Source organism: Streptomyces sp. NPDC005004 (assembly GCF_053600675.1).
On record NZ_JBSGAH010000005.1, the window covers coordinates 28,836 to 44,260 of the forward strand.

14 protein-coding genes are annotated in these 15,425 nt (G+C 71.5%); 7 read left to right on the forward strand and 7 right to left on the reverse strand.

Features of this window, described 5'->3' with window-relative positions:
• The first annotated feature begins 11 nt into the window (after positions 1 to 11).
• The 4 genes from ACWEEU_RS08015 (at position 12) to ACWEEU_RS08030 (ending at position 4,188) form a co-directional block, all read left to right on the forward strand.
• On the forward strand, positions 12 to 2,528 hold the full coding sequence (locus tag ACWEEU_RS08015) for a sensor histidine kinase (RefSeq protein WP_451729860.1): 2,517 nt from the start codon (positions 12 to 14) through the stop codon (positions 2,526 to 2,528).
• Positions 2,525 to 2,962 carry a roadblock/LC7 domain-containing protein gene (locus ACWEEU_RS08020; protein WP_385748171.1) on the forward strand — a complete coding sequence of 146 codons (438 nt, stop codon included), beginning with the start codon at positions 2,525 to 2,527 and terminating at the stop codon, positions 2,960 to 2,962. The genes ACWEEU_RS08015 and ACWEEU_RS08020 overlap by 4 nt, the downstream gene beginning before the upstream one ends.
• A gap of 19 nt (positions 2,963 to 2,981) precedes the next feature.
• Positions 2,982 to 3,395, forward strand: coding sequence for a DUF742 domain-containing protein (locus ACWEEU_RS08025; protein ID WP_385748169.1), 414 nt, complete (start codon positions 2,982 to 2,984; stop codon positions 3,393 to 3,395).
• A 190-nt stretch (positions 3,396 to 3,585) separates the two neighbouring features.
• Complete coding sequence (locus ACWEEU_RS08030) at positions 3,586 to 4,188, forward strand: GTP-binding protein (protein WP_385748167.1); 603 nt, start codon at positions 3,586 to 3,588, stop codon at positions 4,186 to 4,188.
• Positions 4,189 to 4,272: 84 nt separating this feature from the next.
• Here the strand turns inward: ACWEEU_RS08030 and ACWEEU_RS08035 are convergent, their stop codons facing one another.
• Positions 4,273 to 4,701, reverse strand: a complete 429-nt coding sequence (locus tag ACWEEU_RS08035; RefSeq protein ID WP_451729865.1) for a PPOX class F420-dependent oxidoreductase — start codon at positions 4,699 to 4,701, stop codon at positions 4,273 to 4,275.
• Positions 4,702 to 4,792: 91 nt separating this feature from the next.
• On the opposite strand from ACWEEU_RS08035, the gene ACWEEU_RS08040 reads away from it, so the two are divergent.
• On the forward strand, positions 4,793 to 5,206 hold the full coding sequence (locus tag ACWEEU_RS08040; RefSeq protein ID WP_199582027.1) for a roadblock/LC7 domain-containing protein: 414 nt from the start codon (positions 4,793 to 4,795) through the stop codon (positions 5,204 to 5,206).
• Positions 5,207 to 5,332: 126 nt separating this feature from the next.
• Entirely contained in the window at positions 5,333 to 6,328 is a 996-nt protein-coding gene (locus ACWEEU_RS08045) for a DUF6397 family protein (RefSeq protein WP_451729869.1), read from the forward strand.
• Here ACWEEU_RS08045 and ACWEEU_RS08050 read toward each other — a convergent pair.
• Together ACWEEU_RS08050 and ACWEEU_RS08055 are read right to left on the reverse strand one after the other, a co-directional pair.
• Positions 6,315 to 7,181 carry an acyl-CoA thioesterase gene (locus ACWEEU_RS08050; RefSeq protein WP_385748161.1) on the reverse strand — a complete coding sequence of 289 codons (867 nt, stop codon included), beginning with the start codon at positions 7,179 to 7,181 and terminating at the stop codon, positions 6,315 to 6,317. The two genes, ACWEEU_RS08045 and ACWEEU_RS08050, sit on opposite strands and share 14 nt — an antisense overlap.
• Positions 7,182 to 7,200: 19 nt before the next feature.
• Entirely contained in the window at positions 7,201 to 9,714 is a 2,514-nt protein-coding gene (locus ACWEEU_RS08055; protein WP_451729873.1) for a DEAD/DEAH box helicase, read from the reverse strand.
• Positions 9,715 to 9,859: 145 nt separating this feature from the next.
• Between ACWEEU_RS08055 and ACWEEU_RS08060 the strand changes: the two genes are divergently transcribed.
• Positions 9,860 to 10,654, forward strand: coding sequence for a metal-dependent hydrolase (locus ACWEEU_RS08060; protein ID WP_451729876.1), 795 nt, complete (start codon positions 9,860 to 9,862; stop codon positions 10,652 to 10,654).
• Positions 10,655 to 10,668: 14 nt separating this feature from the next.
• On the opposite strand, the gene ACWEEU_RS08065 is transcribed toward ACWEEU_RS08060, so the two are convergent.
• From ACWEEU_RS08065 to ACWEEU_RS08080, 4 genes are all read right to left on the reverse strand, one after another.
• The gene (locus ACWEEU_RS08065) at positions 10,669 to 10,932 is read right to left on the reverse strand and encodes a type B 50S ribosomal protein L31 (RefSeq protein ID WP_361784477.1); all 264 of its coding nucleotides are present in this window, start codon (positions 10,930 to 10,932) and stop codon (positions 10,669 to 10,671) included.
• Positions 10,933 to 10,974: 42 nt separating this feature from the next.
• On the reverse strand, positions 10,975 to 11,445 hold the full coding sequence (locus ACWEEU_RS08070) for a DUF5709 domain-containing protein (RefSeq protein ID WP_451729879.1): 471 nt from the start codon (positions 11,443 to 11,445) through the stop codon (positions 10,975 to 10,977).
• 258 nt (positions 11,446 to 11,703) lie between these two features.
• Positions 11,704 to 13,485, reverse strand: coding sequence for an ABC transporter ATP-binding protein (locus ACWEEU_RS08075; protein WP_451729882.1), 1,782 nt, complete (start codon positions 13,483 to 13,485; stop codon positions 11,704 to 11,706).
• On the reverse strand, positions 13,482 to 15,407 hold the full coding sequence (locus ACWEEU_RS08080; RefSeq protein WP_385748151.1) for an ABC transporter transmembrane domain-containing protein: 1,926 nt from the start codon (positions 15,405 to 15,407) through the stop codon (positions 13,482 to 13,484). The genes ACWEEU_RS08075 and ACWEEU_RS08080 overlap by 4 nt, the downstream gene beginning before the upstream one ends.
• Positions 15,408 to 15,425: the final 18 nt, after the last annotated feature.

Below are 15,425 nucleotides of genomic sequence, written 5' to 3' on the forward strand. Positions count from 1 at the left end.
GCGAGGAGGCCATGCGCCCACCCCGAAGCACTCCACAGGCCGCTGCGTCGACGCAGGCCCCGCCCCCGCGACGCGGTCGCCGTGCGCACGCCGGACCGCCGGCCGACGAGCCCCTGGACGCGCTCCTCGACATCCCGCCGGACCACACGCCCCCGCGCGCGGGCCGCTGGCACATGCGACCGCGCACGGTGCGCGCCAAAGTGGTCTGCCTGCTGATGGTCCCCGTCGTCTCCCTGCTGGCCCTGTGGGCGTACGCCACCGTCACCACCGCCCAGGACGTCACCCGGCTGCGCCAGTCGCAGCGCGTCGACGACGAACTGCGCAGCCCGGTCGCGACCGCCGTCACCGCCCTCCAGAACGAACGGACCGCCGCCCTCCGGTACGCGAACGATCCGAGCGCCGCCCACGCCGACGACCTGCGCAACCTGGTATCCCGCACCGACCGGGCGGTGGCCGCGCTGCGCCTCGGCGACGACAGCACCGTCGCCGCCGGTCAGGAACTGCCCGCCGTGGTGGGCAGCCGTCTGACGGCCTTCGTGAAGGGCGCCGAACAACTGCGCACGCTGCGCTCGTCCGTACTCGACCGCACGACCGGCTGGAACCAGGCGTACGTGCAGTACACGAAGACCATCGGCAGCGCCTTCGCCGTGGACGGAGCCCTCACCGGCATCCAGCAGTCCGACACCGGCTCCGACGCGCGCGTGCTCCTCGAGTTCTCCCGCGCCGCCGAATCGTTGGCTCAGGAGAACGCCCTCGTCGCCGGTACCCGGCCGACCACGGCGCTGCGCGGCGAACGGCTCCGGCTGTTCGACGCCGCCGTGACCACCCGCCGCGCCCTGACGGACACGGCCGTCGCGGACCTGCCCGTGGCCCAGCGCGCCGCCTGGAGCCGCGTCGTGAGCGACAGCGCCTACATGTCGCTCACGGCCGGCGAGGACGACGTTCTCGCCGCGGGCGGTGACGCCAGGACGATCGACTCGTCCTCCGGGTCGGCCTGGACCGTCGCGTACGCGCGCGTGCAGGAGGGCATGTCCGCCGTCGCGGCCGACACGAGCCGGGAAGTCGCGGGCCGCGCCGACCCGTTCACCGGCGGACTGCTCAGCCCCGCGGGCGCCGCCGTGCTCTTCGGACTCGCGGCGGTGGTCGCCTCGCTGGTGATCTCCGTCCGCATCGGCCGCGGGCTGGTGGTCGAGCTGGTGAGCCTGCGCAACGACGCTCTGGAGATCGCCCGCCGCAAACTCCCCACGGCCATGCGGAAACTGCGCGCCGGTGAGGAGATCGACATCCGGGCGGAGGCACCCGCCGGGCCCCCGGCCGAGGACGAGACCGGCCAGGTGGCCGAGGCCCTCACGACCGTGCACCGCGCGGCCCTCCGGGCCGCCATGGAGCGCGCCGAACTCGCCAGCGGCATCTCGGGCGTCTTCGTCAACCTCGCACGGCGCAGCCAGGTCCTGGTGCACCGTCAGCTCAGCCTCCTGGACAGCATGGAGCGGCGCTCCGACGACCCGGACGAGCTGAGCGACCTCTTCCGCCTGGACCACCTCACCACGCGTATGCGGCGTCACGCCGAAAGCCTGATCATCCTCTCCGGAGCGGCACCCGGCCGGGCCTGGCGGATGCCGGTCTCCCTCACCAACGTGGTCCGCGCCGCCGTGTCCGAGGTCGAGGACTACGCGCGCGTGGAGGTGCGCCAGCTCCCCGCCGCAGCGGTCGTCGGCGCGGCCGTCGCCGACCTCACTCACTTGCTGGCCGAACTGGTGGAGAACGCCGCCCAGTTCTCGCCGCCCCACACCCGTGTGCGTGTCTCCGGCGAACCCGTCGGCAACGGCTACGTCCTGGAGGTCGAGGACCGCGGGCTCGGCATGGGCCCGGACGTCCTCGCCGACGCCAACCGGCGCATCGAGCAGTCCGAGGCCCTCGACCTCTTCGACACCGACCGCCTCGGACTCTTCGTGGTCAGCAGACTCGCCTCCCGGCACGGCATCAAGGTGCATCTGCGCACCTCGCCATACGGCGGCACCACGGCCGTCGTCCTGCTGCCCACCGCCCTCGTGCACAACGGCCCCGAGGCACCGGCCCCCGAGGAACCCCAGGCGCTCCAGGAGCCGCGCCCCGAGTACGCGCGCGTGCCCGAGGTGCCGACACCCCCGCCCGCGGTGGCCGCCCCGGCCGACCGCCCCGCCCTGGCCGTCACCGCCCCGCCCGCGCCCACTCCGGCGCCCGAACCACCGCTCACCGGAGTCAGCACCTTGAGGCCGCACCACCCACCGACCGAATCCGAGCCCACGGACGATCTCCCGCGCCGCGTGCGCCAGGCGAACCTCGTCCCCCAGCTCCGGCACCAGCGCCCCGAAGAGGCGGCGCCGGAACCCGAACCCGACGCGGACGACACACGTACCCCCGACCTCGTACGGCAGCGGATGACTGCCTACCGCGACGGATGGGCGCGTGGCGGCGGAAGACGGCCCGGCCGCGCCGCCCAGGAGCCCCGTACGGGCAGCGACAGCACCGAAGGAGAACCGGCATGATCCAGAACTCGAACAGAACGGGCGCGCAGCGCTCCGGCGAACTCGACTGGCTGCTGGACGACCTGGTGACGCGGGTGCACGAGGTGCGCCACGCGGTCGTCCTGTCCAACGACGGCCTGGCGGTCGGCGCCTCCAGCGGCCTCGGCCGGGACGACGCGGAGCATCTGGCCGCCGTGGCCTCCGGTTTCAACAGCCTCGCCAAGGGCGCGGGGCGGCACTTCGGCGCGGGCGGCGTGCGCCAGACCATGGTGGAGATGGACGACGCCTTCCTCTTCGTGGCGGCCGCGGGCGACGGCTCCTGTCTGGCGGTCCTCACGGCCGTCACCGCCGACATCGGCCTGGTCGCCTACGAAATGGCGCGCCTGGTCAAGCGGGTGGGCGAACACCTCTCCTCGGCCCCGCGCATCGTGACGCGGCCGCCCGCCGCAGGATGAACCGGAAGGGTCGGCACGGATGACCGAGAACCCGCCAGGCGCCCTGGGGGAGCCGGGCAGCCAGTGGTACGACGGCGAGGCCGGGCCCCTGGTCCGCCCCTACGCCATGACCGGCGGGCGCACGCAGCCCGGCCCGACGGGAGTGGCCTTCGACCTGATCGCGCTCGTCACGCTCGACCCCGCCGCACCCGGGACGGACGACGGGACCGCGCTCGGCCCCGAGCACCGGACCCTGATCGAGCTGTGCCGCACGGAGACGCAGTCGGTCGCCGAACTCGCGGCGGACGCGGATCTCCCGGTCGGCGTGGTCCGGGTGCTCCTCGGCGACCTCCTGGAGCTCGGCTGCGTCACCGTCAGCCGCCCGGTCCCCCCGGCCCGCCTGCCGGACGAGCGGATCCTGCGCGAGGTCATCGAGGGATTGCGGGCGCTGTAGATGAACGTTCACGACCAGCCCGGGGCCCGCCCCTACGCGTTCCGTACGCATCCGGCAACCATCCGGACGGGAATCGGTCACTTCGAGTGCTTTTCAGTCCGAACGCCCGCAGTGGTACCGGAGTTGTCATGATGCTGACCCCACGCTCCGAGCACGTCGACCGCTGCCGGCCCTCCCGAGAGAAGTGATCATGGCCTCTGAGCACTCCGACGCCGCCGACGACAGCTCCGCCCTGGCGCTGAAGATACTTGTCGCAGGCGGATTCGGCGTCGGCAAGACCACCCTGGTCGGCTCCGTCAGCGAGATCCGGCCGCTGCGCACCGAGGAGATGCTCAGCGAGGCGGGACGGCTGGTGGACGACACCGACGGCGTGGACCGGAAGACCACCACGACCGTCGCCATGGACTTCGGCCGCATCACCATCCGCTCCGGCCTCGCCCTCTACCTCTTCGGGACGCCGGGGCAGGACCGGTTCTGGTTCCTGTGGGACGAGCTGTCGCAGGGTGCCCTCGGGGCCGTGGTCCTCGCCGACACCCGCCGCCTCGAGGACTGCTTCCCGGCGGTCGACTACTTCGAGCACCGGCGCATCCCGTTCGTGGTGGCCGTCAACTGCTTCCCCGGTGCTCGTTCCTACGGCGCCCACGACGTCTCCCGCGCCCTCGACCTGGACTCGGGCACGCCCGTGGTGCTGTGCGACGCGCGGGACCGGGACTCCGGCAAGGAGGTGCTGATCCGCCTCGTCGAGTACGCCGGGCGGATGCACACCGCCCGGCTGCTCGACTCGGTGAGCTGACGCACGGTGAGCTGATACGCGCTGGGCCGAGGCGCCGGTGGGTTGAGCCGCCGACGCCTCGAGCGGTGACGGGCTGAGGAGCCCTCAGTCCGTCATGTCCTTCATCGCGACCACATGGCCGATGGACACCCGGACCAGCAGCTCGCCCGGAACGCCGTTGCGGGCGCCGAACTCCTCGGCCCGCTCCTCGCCCACGTACCGCGCGGCGATCCGGGTGGCCCAGTGGCGTACTTCGTCCAGATCTTCCGTCAGGCGGGCGTCACCGTTGAGCACCGCGAAGGAATAGGGCGGCCGGTCGTCGTCCACGCACAGGGCGACGCGGCTGTCACGGGCGAGATTTCGCCCCTTCACGGTCTCCTTGCCGGTGTTGAAGACCAGTTCGTCACCGTCTAGCAGGAACCAGATCGGGGCGATATGGGGGCTCCCATCCGCCCTGACCGTCGCCAGCTTGCCGGTTCGGGTGCCGTACGAGACGAACGCCCGCCATTCCTCGTCGGTCATCTTCTGTGCCATACGCCCATCCTGCTTGCCCGGACGCCGGAGGTGGGGAAGGCTGGCGGATAGATCCTCCGGCCAGGGGGAGAGTCGCACGGGGAGACGGAACATGGGGCATAACCAAGGACTTGGCTGGCTTCTTGACGATCTGACCGAGCGCGTGGACCACGTTCGCCATGCACTGGTCCTGTCGAACGACGGCCTGGTCACCGGTGCCAGCACGGGACTTCGGCGGGAGGACGCGGAGCATCTCGCCGCCGTGGCCTCCGGCCTGCACAGCCTTGCCAAGGGATCGGGCCGGCACTTCGGGGCCGGCCGGGTCCGCCAGACGATGATCGAATTCGACGACGCCGTGCTGTTCGTCACCGCCGCGGGCTCGGGCAGTTGCCTGTGCGTCCTCAGCGGGGCCGAGGCGGACATCGGACAGATCGCCTACGAGATGACGGTGCTCGTCAACCGGGTCGGGGAACACCTCCAGGTGGACGCCCGCCGACCCGAGCACACTCCAGTCGCAGACCTTTGACCTGCTGCTTCACCGCGGCAACTGGAGTTATCCACAGGGCTGCCACGCATCGCGAGGAACCGGCTACGGTGTGTGCACGGCGGACGCACAGGGCGTAAGCCACACACTCCACGGGGGAGTACGACCATGCCGGGAATCACTCTGACCTCACCTGGCCTGACCACCTCACCGAGCCCGACCACGTGTACCCCGAGTCGCGCCGCACGAGAACTGGGCCTCAACCGGGCCGAGTTCGAACTCGCCGCCCAGCTCGGTCGCATCCGGACCGTGCGGGACGAGAGCGGCAGTGGCCGCCGCGTCGAACGCACGGAGATCGAACGCATCCGTGCCGAGGCCGGCTTCCCGGAAACGCTCCGAGCGCGCGTACGGCTCGTGACGACGACCGGGGCCGCAGCGATCATGGACATCTCACCCGGCCGCTTCGCCCGGCTCGCCCGGCTGGGGCTGCTGGTGCCGGTGCGCTTCTACCTGAACCGCTACCGGGTCGTCGTCTGGCAGTATCTCGCCGAAGAAGTCGAGGAGTTCGCGGCACGCGAGGTGAACGCCCACCTCTTGGCGGGCAGGACACCCGAGACCTTGAGGAGCCAGGTGGCGGCGGGTGTCGACCTGCGCGCCCGCAACTGGCGGGGCCGCCATCTCGGTTTCCTGCTGCGGGACGCGGAAGGCGACCCGTGGGCACGAGCCGGAGCCCTGGCGGCCCTGCTTCCGCCCGACGAGGTCGCGGCCGTCACCGAGAGCCCCGCCGAGCGGGCACGTCTGGACCGGCTCCGGCCGGTGCCGCCCCGCCACGGCGCCCCAGGCACACCGTCCGCGGACATCGCCGAGGAACTCATGACGGCACAGGACCCTGACGAGATCATGTGGCTGCGCGCGGACCTGGATCAGGCCCTGAGGGAAGCGCGGGCCGGCTCCCGGGAGCAGGAGACGCGAGGGCGCTCGCCCCGTCCGAGCCCCGCCTCGATGTCCCGACGGCCCGGGCCCCTCGTCCGCCCGCAGACCCCGGAAGCGGCGCGGGAACGCCGGAGGCTGCTGGCCTGGCTGCGCGGCCGACGCTCCCGGAACGCAGGGGCGGTGAGCGCCAGGCGCGCACACGGAGCTCGCACCTGTCTCAGAGGGACCTGAACAGGCCCTCCTGGACGACCGACACGAGCAGATTCCCCTGCTGGTCGTAGATACGGCCGCGTGCCAGCCCTCGGCCGCCGATCGCGATCGGGGACTCCTGGTCGTACAGGAACCACTCGTCGGCGCGGAACGGACGATGGAACCACATGGCGTGGTCCAGCGAGGCCATGTCGAAGTTGCGCTGTCCCCACAGGGGTTCGACCGGGATGCGGACCGCGTCCAGGAGGGTCATGTCGCTCGCGTAGGTCAGCGCGCAGGTGTGCACCAGCGGATCGTCGCCCAGTGGTCCGACCGCGCGCATCCAGACCGCGCTGCGCGGCTCGGCGCCCTTGATCTCCTCCGGGTTCCAGCGAAGCCGGTCGGCGTAGCGGATGTCGAAGGGCTGGCGGCGCGCCATCCGCTCCAGGGCTTCCGGCAGTGCGCCCAGATGCTTGCGGATCTCCTCGGCGACCGGCGGCAGCGATTCCGGGTCCGGCAGCTCACGGGCCGGCGGGAGCTGGTGCTCGAACGGTCCTTCCTCGGGCTTGTGAAAGGAGGCGGTCAGATTGAAGATCGTGCGGCCCTGCTGCACGGCCGTGACCCGCCGGGTGGTGAACGAGCGCCCGTCGCGGACGCGCTCCACCTGGTACACGATCGGCACGCCGGGGCGACCCGGCCGCAGGAAGTACGCGTGCAGCGAGTGCACCGGGCGGTCGCCTTCGGTAGTGCGCCCGGCGGCGACCAGCGCCTGGCCGGCCACCTGGCCGCCGAAGACCCGCTGGAGGGATTCATGCGGGCTGCGGCCGCGGAAGATGTTGACCTCGATCTGCTCCAGATCGAGCAGGTCTACCAGGCTCTCGGCCGGGTTCGTCATCGGTGGATTCTCCTGTTGTTCACAACTGGCCGACATCGGTGACACGGATGACCGCACGGCCCTCCGCGTCGGAGGCGGCGAGGTCGACTTCCGCGCTGATGCCCCAGTCGTGGTCACCATGGGGGTCGTCGAAGATCTGGCGGACGCGCCACAGCTTGTTCTGCGGCTCCTCCTCGATCACCAGCAGCTTGGGGCCGCGGGCGTCGGGTCCGGTGCCGAGGTCGTCGTACTCGTCCCAGTACTTGTCCATGGCCTCGCCCCAGGCCTCGGCGTCCCAGCCGGCCTCGGCGTCCATCTCGCCCAGCTCCTCGACCTGGTCGAGGGCGGCCAGCTCCACACGGCGGAAGAGGGCGTTGCGGACCAGGACGCGGAAGGCCCGCGCGTTGGCGGTGACCGGCTTCACCTGGTCGGCCTTCTCCTGGGCCTCCTCGGCGGTCATCTCCGCCGGGTTGGCCAACTGCTCCCACTCGTCCAGCAGGCTGGAGTCCACCTGGCGCACCATCTCGCCGAGCCACTCGATGAGGTCCTGGAGGTCTTCGGACTTCAGGTCGTCCGGGATGGTGTGGTCGAGGGTCTTGTACGCGCCGGCGAGGTAGCGCAGCACGATGCCCTCGGTGCGGGCGAGTTCGTAGAAGGACACCAACTCCGTGAAGGACATAGCCCGTTCGTACATGTCACGGACGACCGACTTCGGCGACAGCGGGTGGTCGCCGACCCACGGGTGGCTCTTGCGGTAGGTGTTGTACGCGTGGAAGAGCAGCTCTTCCAGCGGCTTCGGGTACGTGATGTCCTGGAGGCGCTCCATACGCTCCTCGTACTCGACGCCGTCCGCCTTCATGGCGGCCACGGCCTCGCCGCGCGCCTTGTTCTGCTGGGCGACCAGGATCTGGCGCGGGTCGTCCAGCGTGGACTCGACCACCGACAGCATGTCGAGGGCGTAGGACGGCGACTCGGGGTCGAGCAGTTCGAACGCCGCGAGCGCGAACGTGGACAGCGGTTGGTTGAGCGCGAAGTCCTGCTGGAGGTCTACCGTGAGACGCACGATGCGGCCCTCGGCGTCCGGCTTGTCCAGCTTCTCGACGATCCCGCCGTCCAGCAGCGAGCGGTAGATCGCGATGGCCCGGCGGATGTGCCGGAGCTGCTGCTTGCGCGGCTCGTGGTTGTCCTCGAGGAGGTGGCGCATGGCCTCGAAGGCGTTGCCGGGCCGGGCGATCACGGACAGCAGCATGGTGTGTGTCACGCGGAAGCGCGAGGTCAGCGGCTCGGGTTCGGAGGCGATGAGCTTCTCGAAGGTGTTCTCCGTCCAGCCGACGAAGCCCTCGGGAGCCTTCTTGCGCACCACCTTGCGGCGCTTCTTCGGGTCGTCGCCCGCCTTGGCGAGAGCCTTCTCGTTCTCGATGACGTGCTCGGGTGCCTGCGCGACGACGAGACCCGCGGTGTCGAAGCCCGCCCGGCCCGCCCGGCCCGCGATCTGGTGGAACTCCCGCGCCCGCAGCGTGCGCACCCTGTTGCCGTCGTACTTGGTCAGCGCGGTGAACAGCACCGTTCGAATGGGCACGTTCACACCCACGCCGAGGGTGTCCGTGCCGCAGATGACCTTCAGCAGGCCGGCCTGAGCCAGCTTCTCCACCAGGCGCCGGTACTTGGGCAGCATCCCGGCGTGGTGGACGCCGATGCCGTGCCTTACGTAACGGGACAGGTTGCGGCCGAACTTGGTGGTGAAGCGGAAGTTGCCGATCAGCTCGGCGATCCGCTCCTTCTCCTCGCGCGTGCACATGTTGATGCTCATCAGCGCCTGCGCCCGCTCCACGGCCTGCGCCTGCGTGAAGTGCACGATGTACACCGGCGCCTGCTTGGTCTCCAGCAGGTCGGTCAGGGTCTCGGTGAGCGGGGTGAGCCGGTACTCGTAGGAGAGCGGTACAGGGCGCGTCGCCGAGCGGACCACCGAGGTGGGCCGGCCGGTGCGGCGGGTGAGGTCCTTCTCGAAGAAGGAGACGTCACCGAGGGTCGCCGACATCAGGATGAACTGCGCCTGAGGCAGTTCAAGGAGCGGGATCTGCCAGGCCCAGCCGCGGTCGCCCTCCGAGTAGTAGTGGAACTCGTCCATCACGACCTGGCCGACGTCGGCGTTCTTGCCGTCGCGCAGGGCGATGGATGCCAGGATCTCGGCGGTGCAGCAGATCACGGGAGCGTCGGCGTTCACCGAGGCGTCGCCGGTGAGCATGCCGACGTTCTCGGTCCCGAAGAGCTTGCACAGCTCGAAGAACTTCTCCGAGACCAGGGCCTTGATCGGAGCGGTGTAGAAAGTGACCTCGTCGCGAGCCAGCGCGGCGAAGTGGGCGCCCGCTGCGATCATGCTCTTGCCCGAGCCGGTGGGCGTCGAGACGATCACGTTCGCCCCGGAGACCACCTCGATCAGCGCCTCCTCCTGGTGGGGGTAGAGCGTGAGACCGCGCTCGTCGGCCCACGACTCGAAGGCTTCGTACAGGGCGTCGGGGTCGGCCGTCGGCGGCAACTGATCGATGAGGGTCACGCCCCCATCTTGCCTGGCCCGAGCACCAACCGGGGAATCGGCTGTCGCCTCCATGATCATGGCAGCTACGCTGTGTCGCCGACGGAGCGTCAACGCTCCCGGTCAACTGCACAGTGGTACACGAGGAATGGGGCGGAAAGCGGCCATGATGGGACCAGCACACTCACTGTCGGGAGCCGCTGCCTGGCTCGGCGTCGGGGCCGCCACCGCGGCCTTCGGCTACCCGATGCCCTGGCCGGTCCTGCTGGTGGGCGCCCTGATCTGCGCGGGTGCCGCGCTCGCCCCGGACCTCGACCACAAGGCTGCCACCATCTCGCGGTCGTTCGGGCCGGTGTCGCGCAGAGTCTGCGAAGTCGTCGACAAGCTGTCGTACGCCGTCTACAAGGCGACCCGGAAGCCGGGCGACGCGCGCCGCTCGGGCGGGCACCGCACGCTCACCCACACCTGGCTGTGGGCGGTCATGCTCGGAGCCGCCTGCTCGGGGATGGCGGTCGCCTGGGGCCGCTGGGCGGTGCTGGCGATCCTCTTCGTGCACATGGTGCTGGCCATCGAGGGTCTGCTGTGGCGCGCGGCGCGCGGCTCCAGCAGCGATGTCCTTGTCTGGCTGCTCGCGGCGACCAGTGCCTGGATCCTGGCGGGAATGCTGGACAAGGACGGCAACGGCTCCCGCTGGCTGTTCGACGCGCACGGCCAGGAGTACATGTGGCTGGGCCTGCCGATCATCCTGGGCGCGCTGGTCCACGACATCGGGGACGCGCTGACCGTCTCCGGCTGCCCGATCCTGTGGCCCATCCCGGTCGGACGCAAGCGTTGGTACCCGGTGGGTCCGCCGAAGGCCATGCGGTTCCGGGCCGGGAGCTGGGTCGAGATCAAGGTGCTGATGCCCGTCTTCATGGTGCTCGGCGGCGTGGGCTGCGCGGCGGCCCTCAACGTGATCTGACGCGCGGCTCCCTCTCAGGTCGCCTCGCCGGAGTCGGCCCCGCCGTATCGGCGCTCGAAGCGGGCGACGCGACCCTCGGTGTCCACGGTGCGGGCCTTCCCCGTGTAGAAGGGGTGGCTCTCCGAGGAGATCTCCACGTCGATCACGGGGTAGGTCTCGCCGTCGTCCCACTCGATGGTCTGCTCGCTGACCGCGGTGGACCGGGTGAGGAAGGCGTACCCGGCGGCCCGGTCGCGGAAGACGACGGGGCGGTACTCGGGGTGCTTGTCCTGCTGCATGGCGGCTCCTCGCATGGGGCGGTGGGGCAGGGTAGGGGCGGATCAGCCGGGGAAGGAGTCCTCGTCGACGATGTGCACCGCGGCCTCCTCGGCGCTGGCGGCGGCGCCGTCGATACCGACGTCGGTGGCCACGAGCGCGCTCTCGTCGTCCTCGTGCGTCCCCTCGTCAGGGGCGACCAGACGGCCGGAGCGGCGCCGGCCGACCTCGTTGTCCAGCAGTTCGCCGTCACCGCCGTCGTAGTCGCCGAGGCCGTCGCCGTCGAGCGCCGCGAGGTCGGGCAGCTCCTCCGCGAGTCGCTGGTCGAGGGTCTCCCCGGCCCGACGCTCCGCCGCCGTCACACCGTTGTGCTCCACCGCCCACGGCCGCTCCGGCGGGGACCAGCCCCGGTCGAGGGGATCGGCGACGCCGTCGGAGATCAGGGTGTCGTCGGCGTCGAGGGGCCCGGCGTCCTCCGGGATGTCGGAAGGGTCGGGCTGGTAGACGTCGTCCCCCCAGCCGTCGGCGCTGTTCACAAAAACCTCCAGGTCCTGGGCGCGGCCGGGCGTCATCGCGTGGCGCGGATGCCCGCCGGCGCCGGTGTCACACGGCGAGAACCGGACCGTCCCCCGGAGTCCTGCGAACCGGTCTCCCTGACCAGCCTTCCATCCCTGATCGGGACCGCGCAACGGCACGCCACCCGGCGCGGGGCCGGGCGACGTGCCGTCGCGGGTGCCAGCCGGCGCGGTCGGCTGCCTGGTCACCGTGGCGGACCGAGTCGCCCGGTCGCGACATCAGCCGTGCCAGGACCGCCACAAGGCCGCGTAGGCCCCGTCCGCCGCGACCAGCTCGTCATGGCTGCCCAGCTCGCTGATGCGGCCGTTCTCCACGACGGCGATCACATCGGCGTCGTGGGCGGTGTGCAGCCGGTGCGCGATGGCGACCACGGTGCGGCCGTCCAGGACGCGGGCCAGGGAGCGTTCCAGATGGCGTGCGGCGCGCGGATCCAGCAGCGAGGTCGCCTCGTCCAGGACCAGCGTGTGCGGGTCGGCCAGTACGAGCCGGGCCAGCGCGATCTGCTGGGCCTGCGCCGGGGTCAGTGCCAGTCCGCCCGAGCCCACCTCGGTGTCGAGGCCGTCGTCCAGTGCGCGGGCCCAGCCGTCCGCGTCCACCGCCCCGAGCGCCGCCCACAGCGCGGCGTCCTCCGCACCGGCACGGGCCAGCAGGAGGTTGTCGCGCAGGGAACCGACGAAGACGTGGTGCTCCTGGTTGACGAGGGCGACGTGCGAGCGGACCCGCTCGGCGGGCATCCGGGACAGTTCGGCACCGCCCAGGGTGATGCGCCCGTCGCGGGGCGCGTAGATGCCGGCGAGCAGCCTGCCCAGGGTGGACTTGCCCGCGCCGGAGGGGCCGACCAGGGCGAGCCGGGTGCCCGGCGCGACCTCCAGGGACACCTGGCGCAGTACGTCGACGCCCGCGCGGTAACCGAAGTGGACGCGGTCCGCGTGCACGTTCCGGCCGTCGGGGACCAGGGCGGCCTCGCCCGCGGCGGGTTCGATGTCCCGCACTCCGACCAGGCGGGCCAGCGACACCTGGGCGACCTGCACCTCGTCGTACCAGCGCAGGATCAGGTTGACCGGGTCGACCAGCATCTGGGCGATCAGGGCACCCGTCGTGAGCTGTCCCACGCTGATCCAGCCGCGCAGCACGAAGAAGCCGCCGACCAGGAGTGCCGAACCGAGCACGATGATGTGCACGGCGTTGATCACCGGGAAGAGCACCGAGCGCAGCCAGAGGGTGTACCGCTCCCACGCGGTCCACTCCTTGATCCGCCGGTCCGACAGGGCGACGCGGCGGGCGCCCAGGCGGTGCGCCTCGATGGTGTGGCCCGCGTCGACGCTCTCCGCGAGCACGGCGGCGACGGCGGCGTACCCGGCCGATTCCGAGCGGTAGCCCGAGGGCGCCCGTTTGAAGTACCAGCGGCATCCGACGACCAGCACCGGCACCGCGAGCAGGACGGCGGCCGCCAGCGGAGGCGCCGTCACGACGAGACCGCCGAGCAGCAGCAGCGCCCAGACGACCCCGATGGCCAACTGCGGCACCGCCTCCCGCATGGCGTTGGCCAGGCGGTCGATGTCGGTGGTGATCCGGGAGAGCAGGTCGCCCGTGCCGGCCCGCTCCAGCACGCCCGGCGGCAGCCCGACCGAGCGGACGAGGAAGTCCTCGCGCAGGTCGGCCAGCATCCGCTCGCCGAGCATCGCGCCCCGCAGCCGGACCTCGCGGACGAACAGGGCCTGCACGGCGAGCGCGAGTACGAACAGGCCGATCGTCAGCCCCAGGTGCAGGTCGCGGGCGTGGTCCGACACTCGCTCCACGAGGTCGCCGAGCAGGTACGGGCCGACCATGGAGGCGATGACGGCGACCGTGTTGACGCCGATGAGGAGCAGGAAGGCCCGGCGGTGCCGGCGGAACAGGTCGGCGACGTAGGCGCGAACCGTCGAGGCCGCGCCTACGGGGAGGGTGGTCGCGGTCTTCGGGGCCGCCGGGTCGTACGCCGGTGGCGCGACGCCGATCATGCGCTCTCCTCGATCTCTTCGAGCCGGTTCTTTTCGAGGCGGTTCTCTTCGAGCCGGTCGAGCGTGCCCAGCAAGGCGTCGCCGTCGGCCCGGTCCCGTCGGCCGGTCAGGTCGGTGGTGGCGTCGCGGGCGCTGTCGTCCTGTTCGGCCTCGGTCTCGCGGGTCACCACGGCCCGGTATCGCGGGTCGGTGGCGATCAGCTCGCGGTGCGGACCGGTCGCGACGACGGTGTTCTCGTGGAGGAAGACCACGCTGTCCGCGCGGTCCAGCAGAAGGGGCGAGGAGGTGAACACCACGGTGGTGCGGCCGGAGCGGAGTTCGCGCAGGCCCTCGGCGATCCGTGCCTCGGTGTGCGAGTCCACGGCCGAGGTCGGCTCGTCCAGGACCAGGACCTCCGGGTCGGTGACGAGCGACCTGGCCAGGGCCAGCCGCTGGCGCTGGCCACCGGACAGGGAGCGGCCGCGTTCGGTGACGCGGGTGTCCATGGGATCCGATGCGTCGAGCGAAGCCTGGGCCAGGGCGTCCAGGACGTCGTCGCACTGGGCGGCGGCGAGGGCGTCCTCGGCGCGGACGGCGCCGGAGGCGGGTACGTCGAGCAGTTCGCGCAGGGAACCGGACAACAGCACCGGGTCCTTGTCCTGGACGAGGACCGCGGTGCGGGCCCGGTTCAGGGGGAGGTCGTTCAGCGCCACGCCGCCGAGCAGCACGGACGGTCCCGGTTCGGCGGGGTGGCCGCCCAGCCGGGCCGCCAGTTCGCCCGCCGCGTCCGGGTCGCCGCACACCACGGCGGTGAACCGGCGGGCTGGGACGAGGAGTCCGGTGAGGGGGTCGTGCAGGTCGCCCCCCGGCACCGTGTCGGTGCCCGCGTTGTCGGTGCCCGCCTCGTCGGAAGCCGTGCCCTCGGAGCCCGTGAGCTCGGTTTCCGTCGGGCGCCGTAGAGACAGCACGCGTGCCGCACGCGTCGCGGAGGGGCGCGAGAAGGAGAAGGCCATCGCGATCTCCTCGAAGTGCCGCATCGGGTAATTGAGAACCATGACCGCGCTGTAGACGGTGACCAGTTCACCGACGGTCACCCGGCCCTCGCGGGCCAACTGGACGCCGTGCCAGACCACCGCGATCAGCAGCAGACCCGGTACCACCACCTGGATGGCGGAGATGAGCGACCACATGCGGGCGCTGCGCACGGCGGCGTGCCGTACCTCCTGCGAGGCACTGCGGTAGCGGGTGAGGAACAGTTCCTCGCCGCCGATGCCCCGCAGCACACGCAGCCCGGCAACGGTGTCCGAGGCCAGTTCGGTGGCCCGGCCCGCCTTCTCGCGCTGGACGTCGGCACGGCGCGTGGCGCTGGGGAGCAGTGGCAGCACCGCGAGGGCCACCAGCGGAAGACCGATGGCGACGACCACACCGAGAGCGGGCTGATAGACGATGAGGGCGACGCAGACGAGGACCACCGTCAGGGCGGCGGCGGTGAAGCGGGAGACGGCCTCCACGAACCAGCCGATCTTCTCCACGTCACCGGTGGAGACCGCGACCACCTCGCCCGCCGCGACGCGCCGGGTCAGCGCGGAACCCAGGTGCGCGGCCTTGCGCGCCAGCAGTTGCTGCAGCCTGGCCGCAGCTGTGATCCAGTTGGTGACGGCGGCCCGGTGCAGGAAGGTGTCGCCGACCGCGACGCAGATGCCGCACAGGAGCAGCAGGCCACCTGTCCGGAGGAGTCCGGCGGCCGAGCCCTTCACGGCCGCCTCGACGGCCAGCCCGACGCAGAAGGGCAGCGCGCAGACTGCGGAGAAGTGCAACAGGCCCCAGAGCAATGCCTTGAGCTGGCCGCCCCGTTGGTTGCGGAAGAGCCACCACAGCAGGTGCGGACCCGAGCGTGCGTCGGCCACGCCCGGATCGGAGTACGGAAGGTCTTGGATCTGCATGGCGTCCCAGTGGCTCGT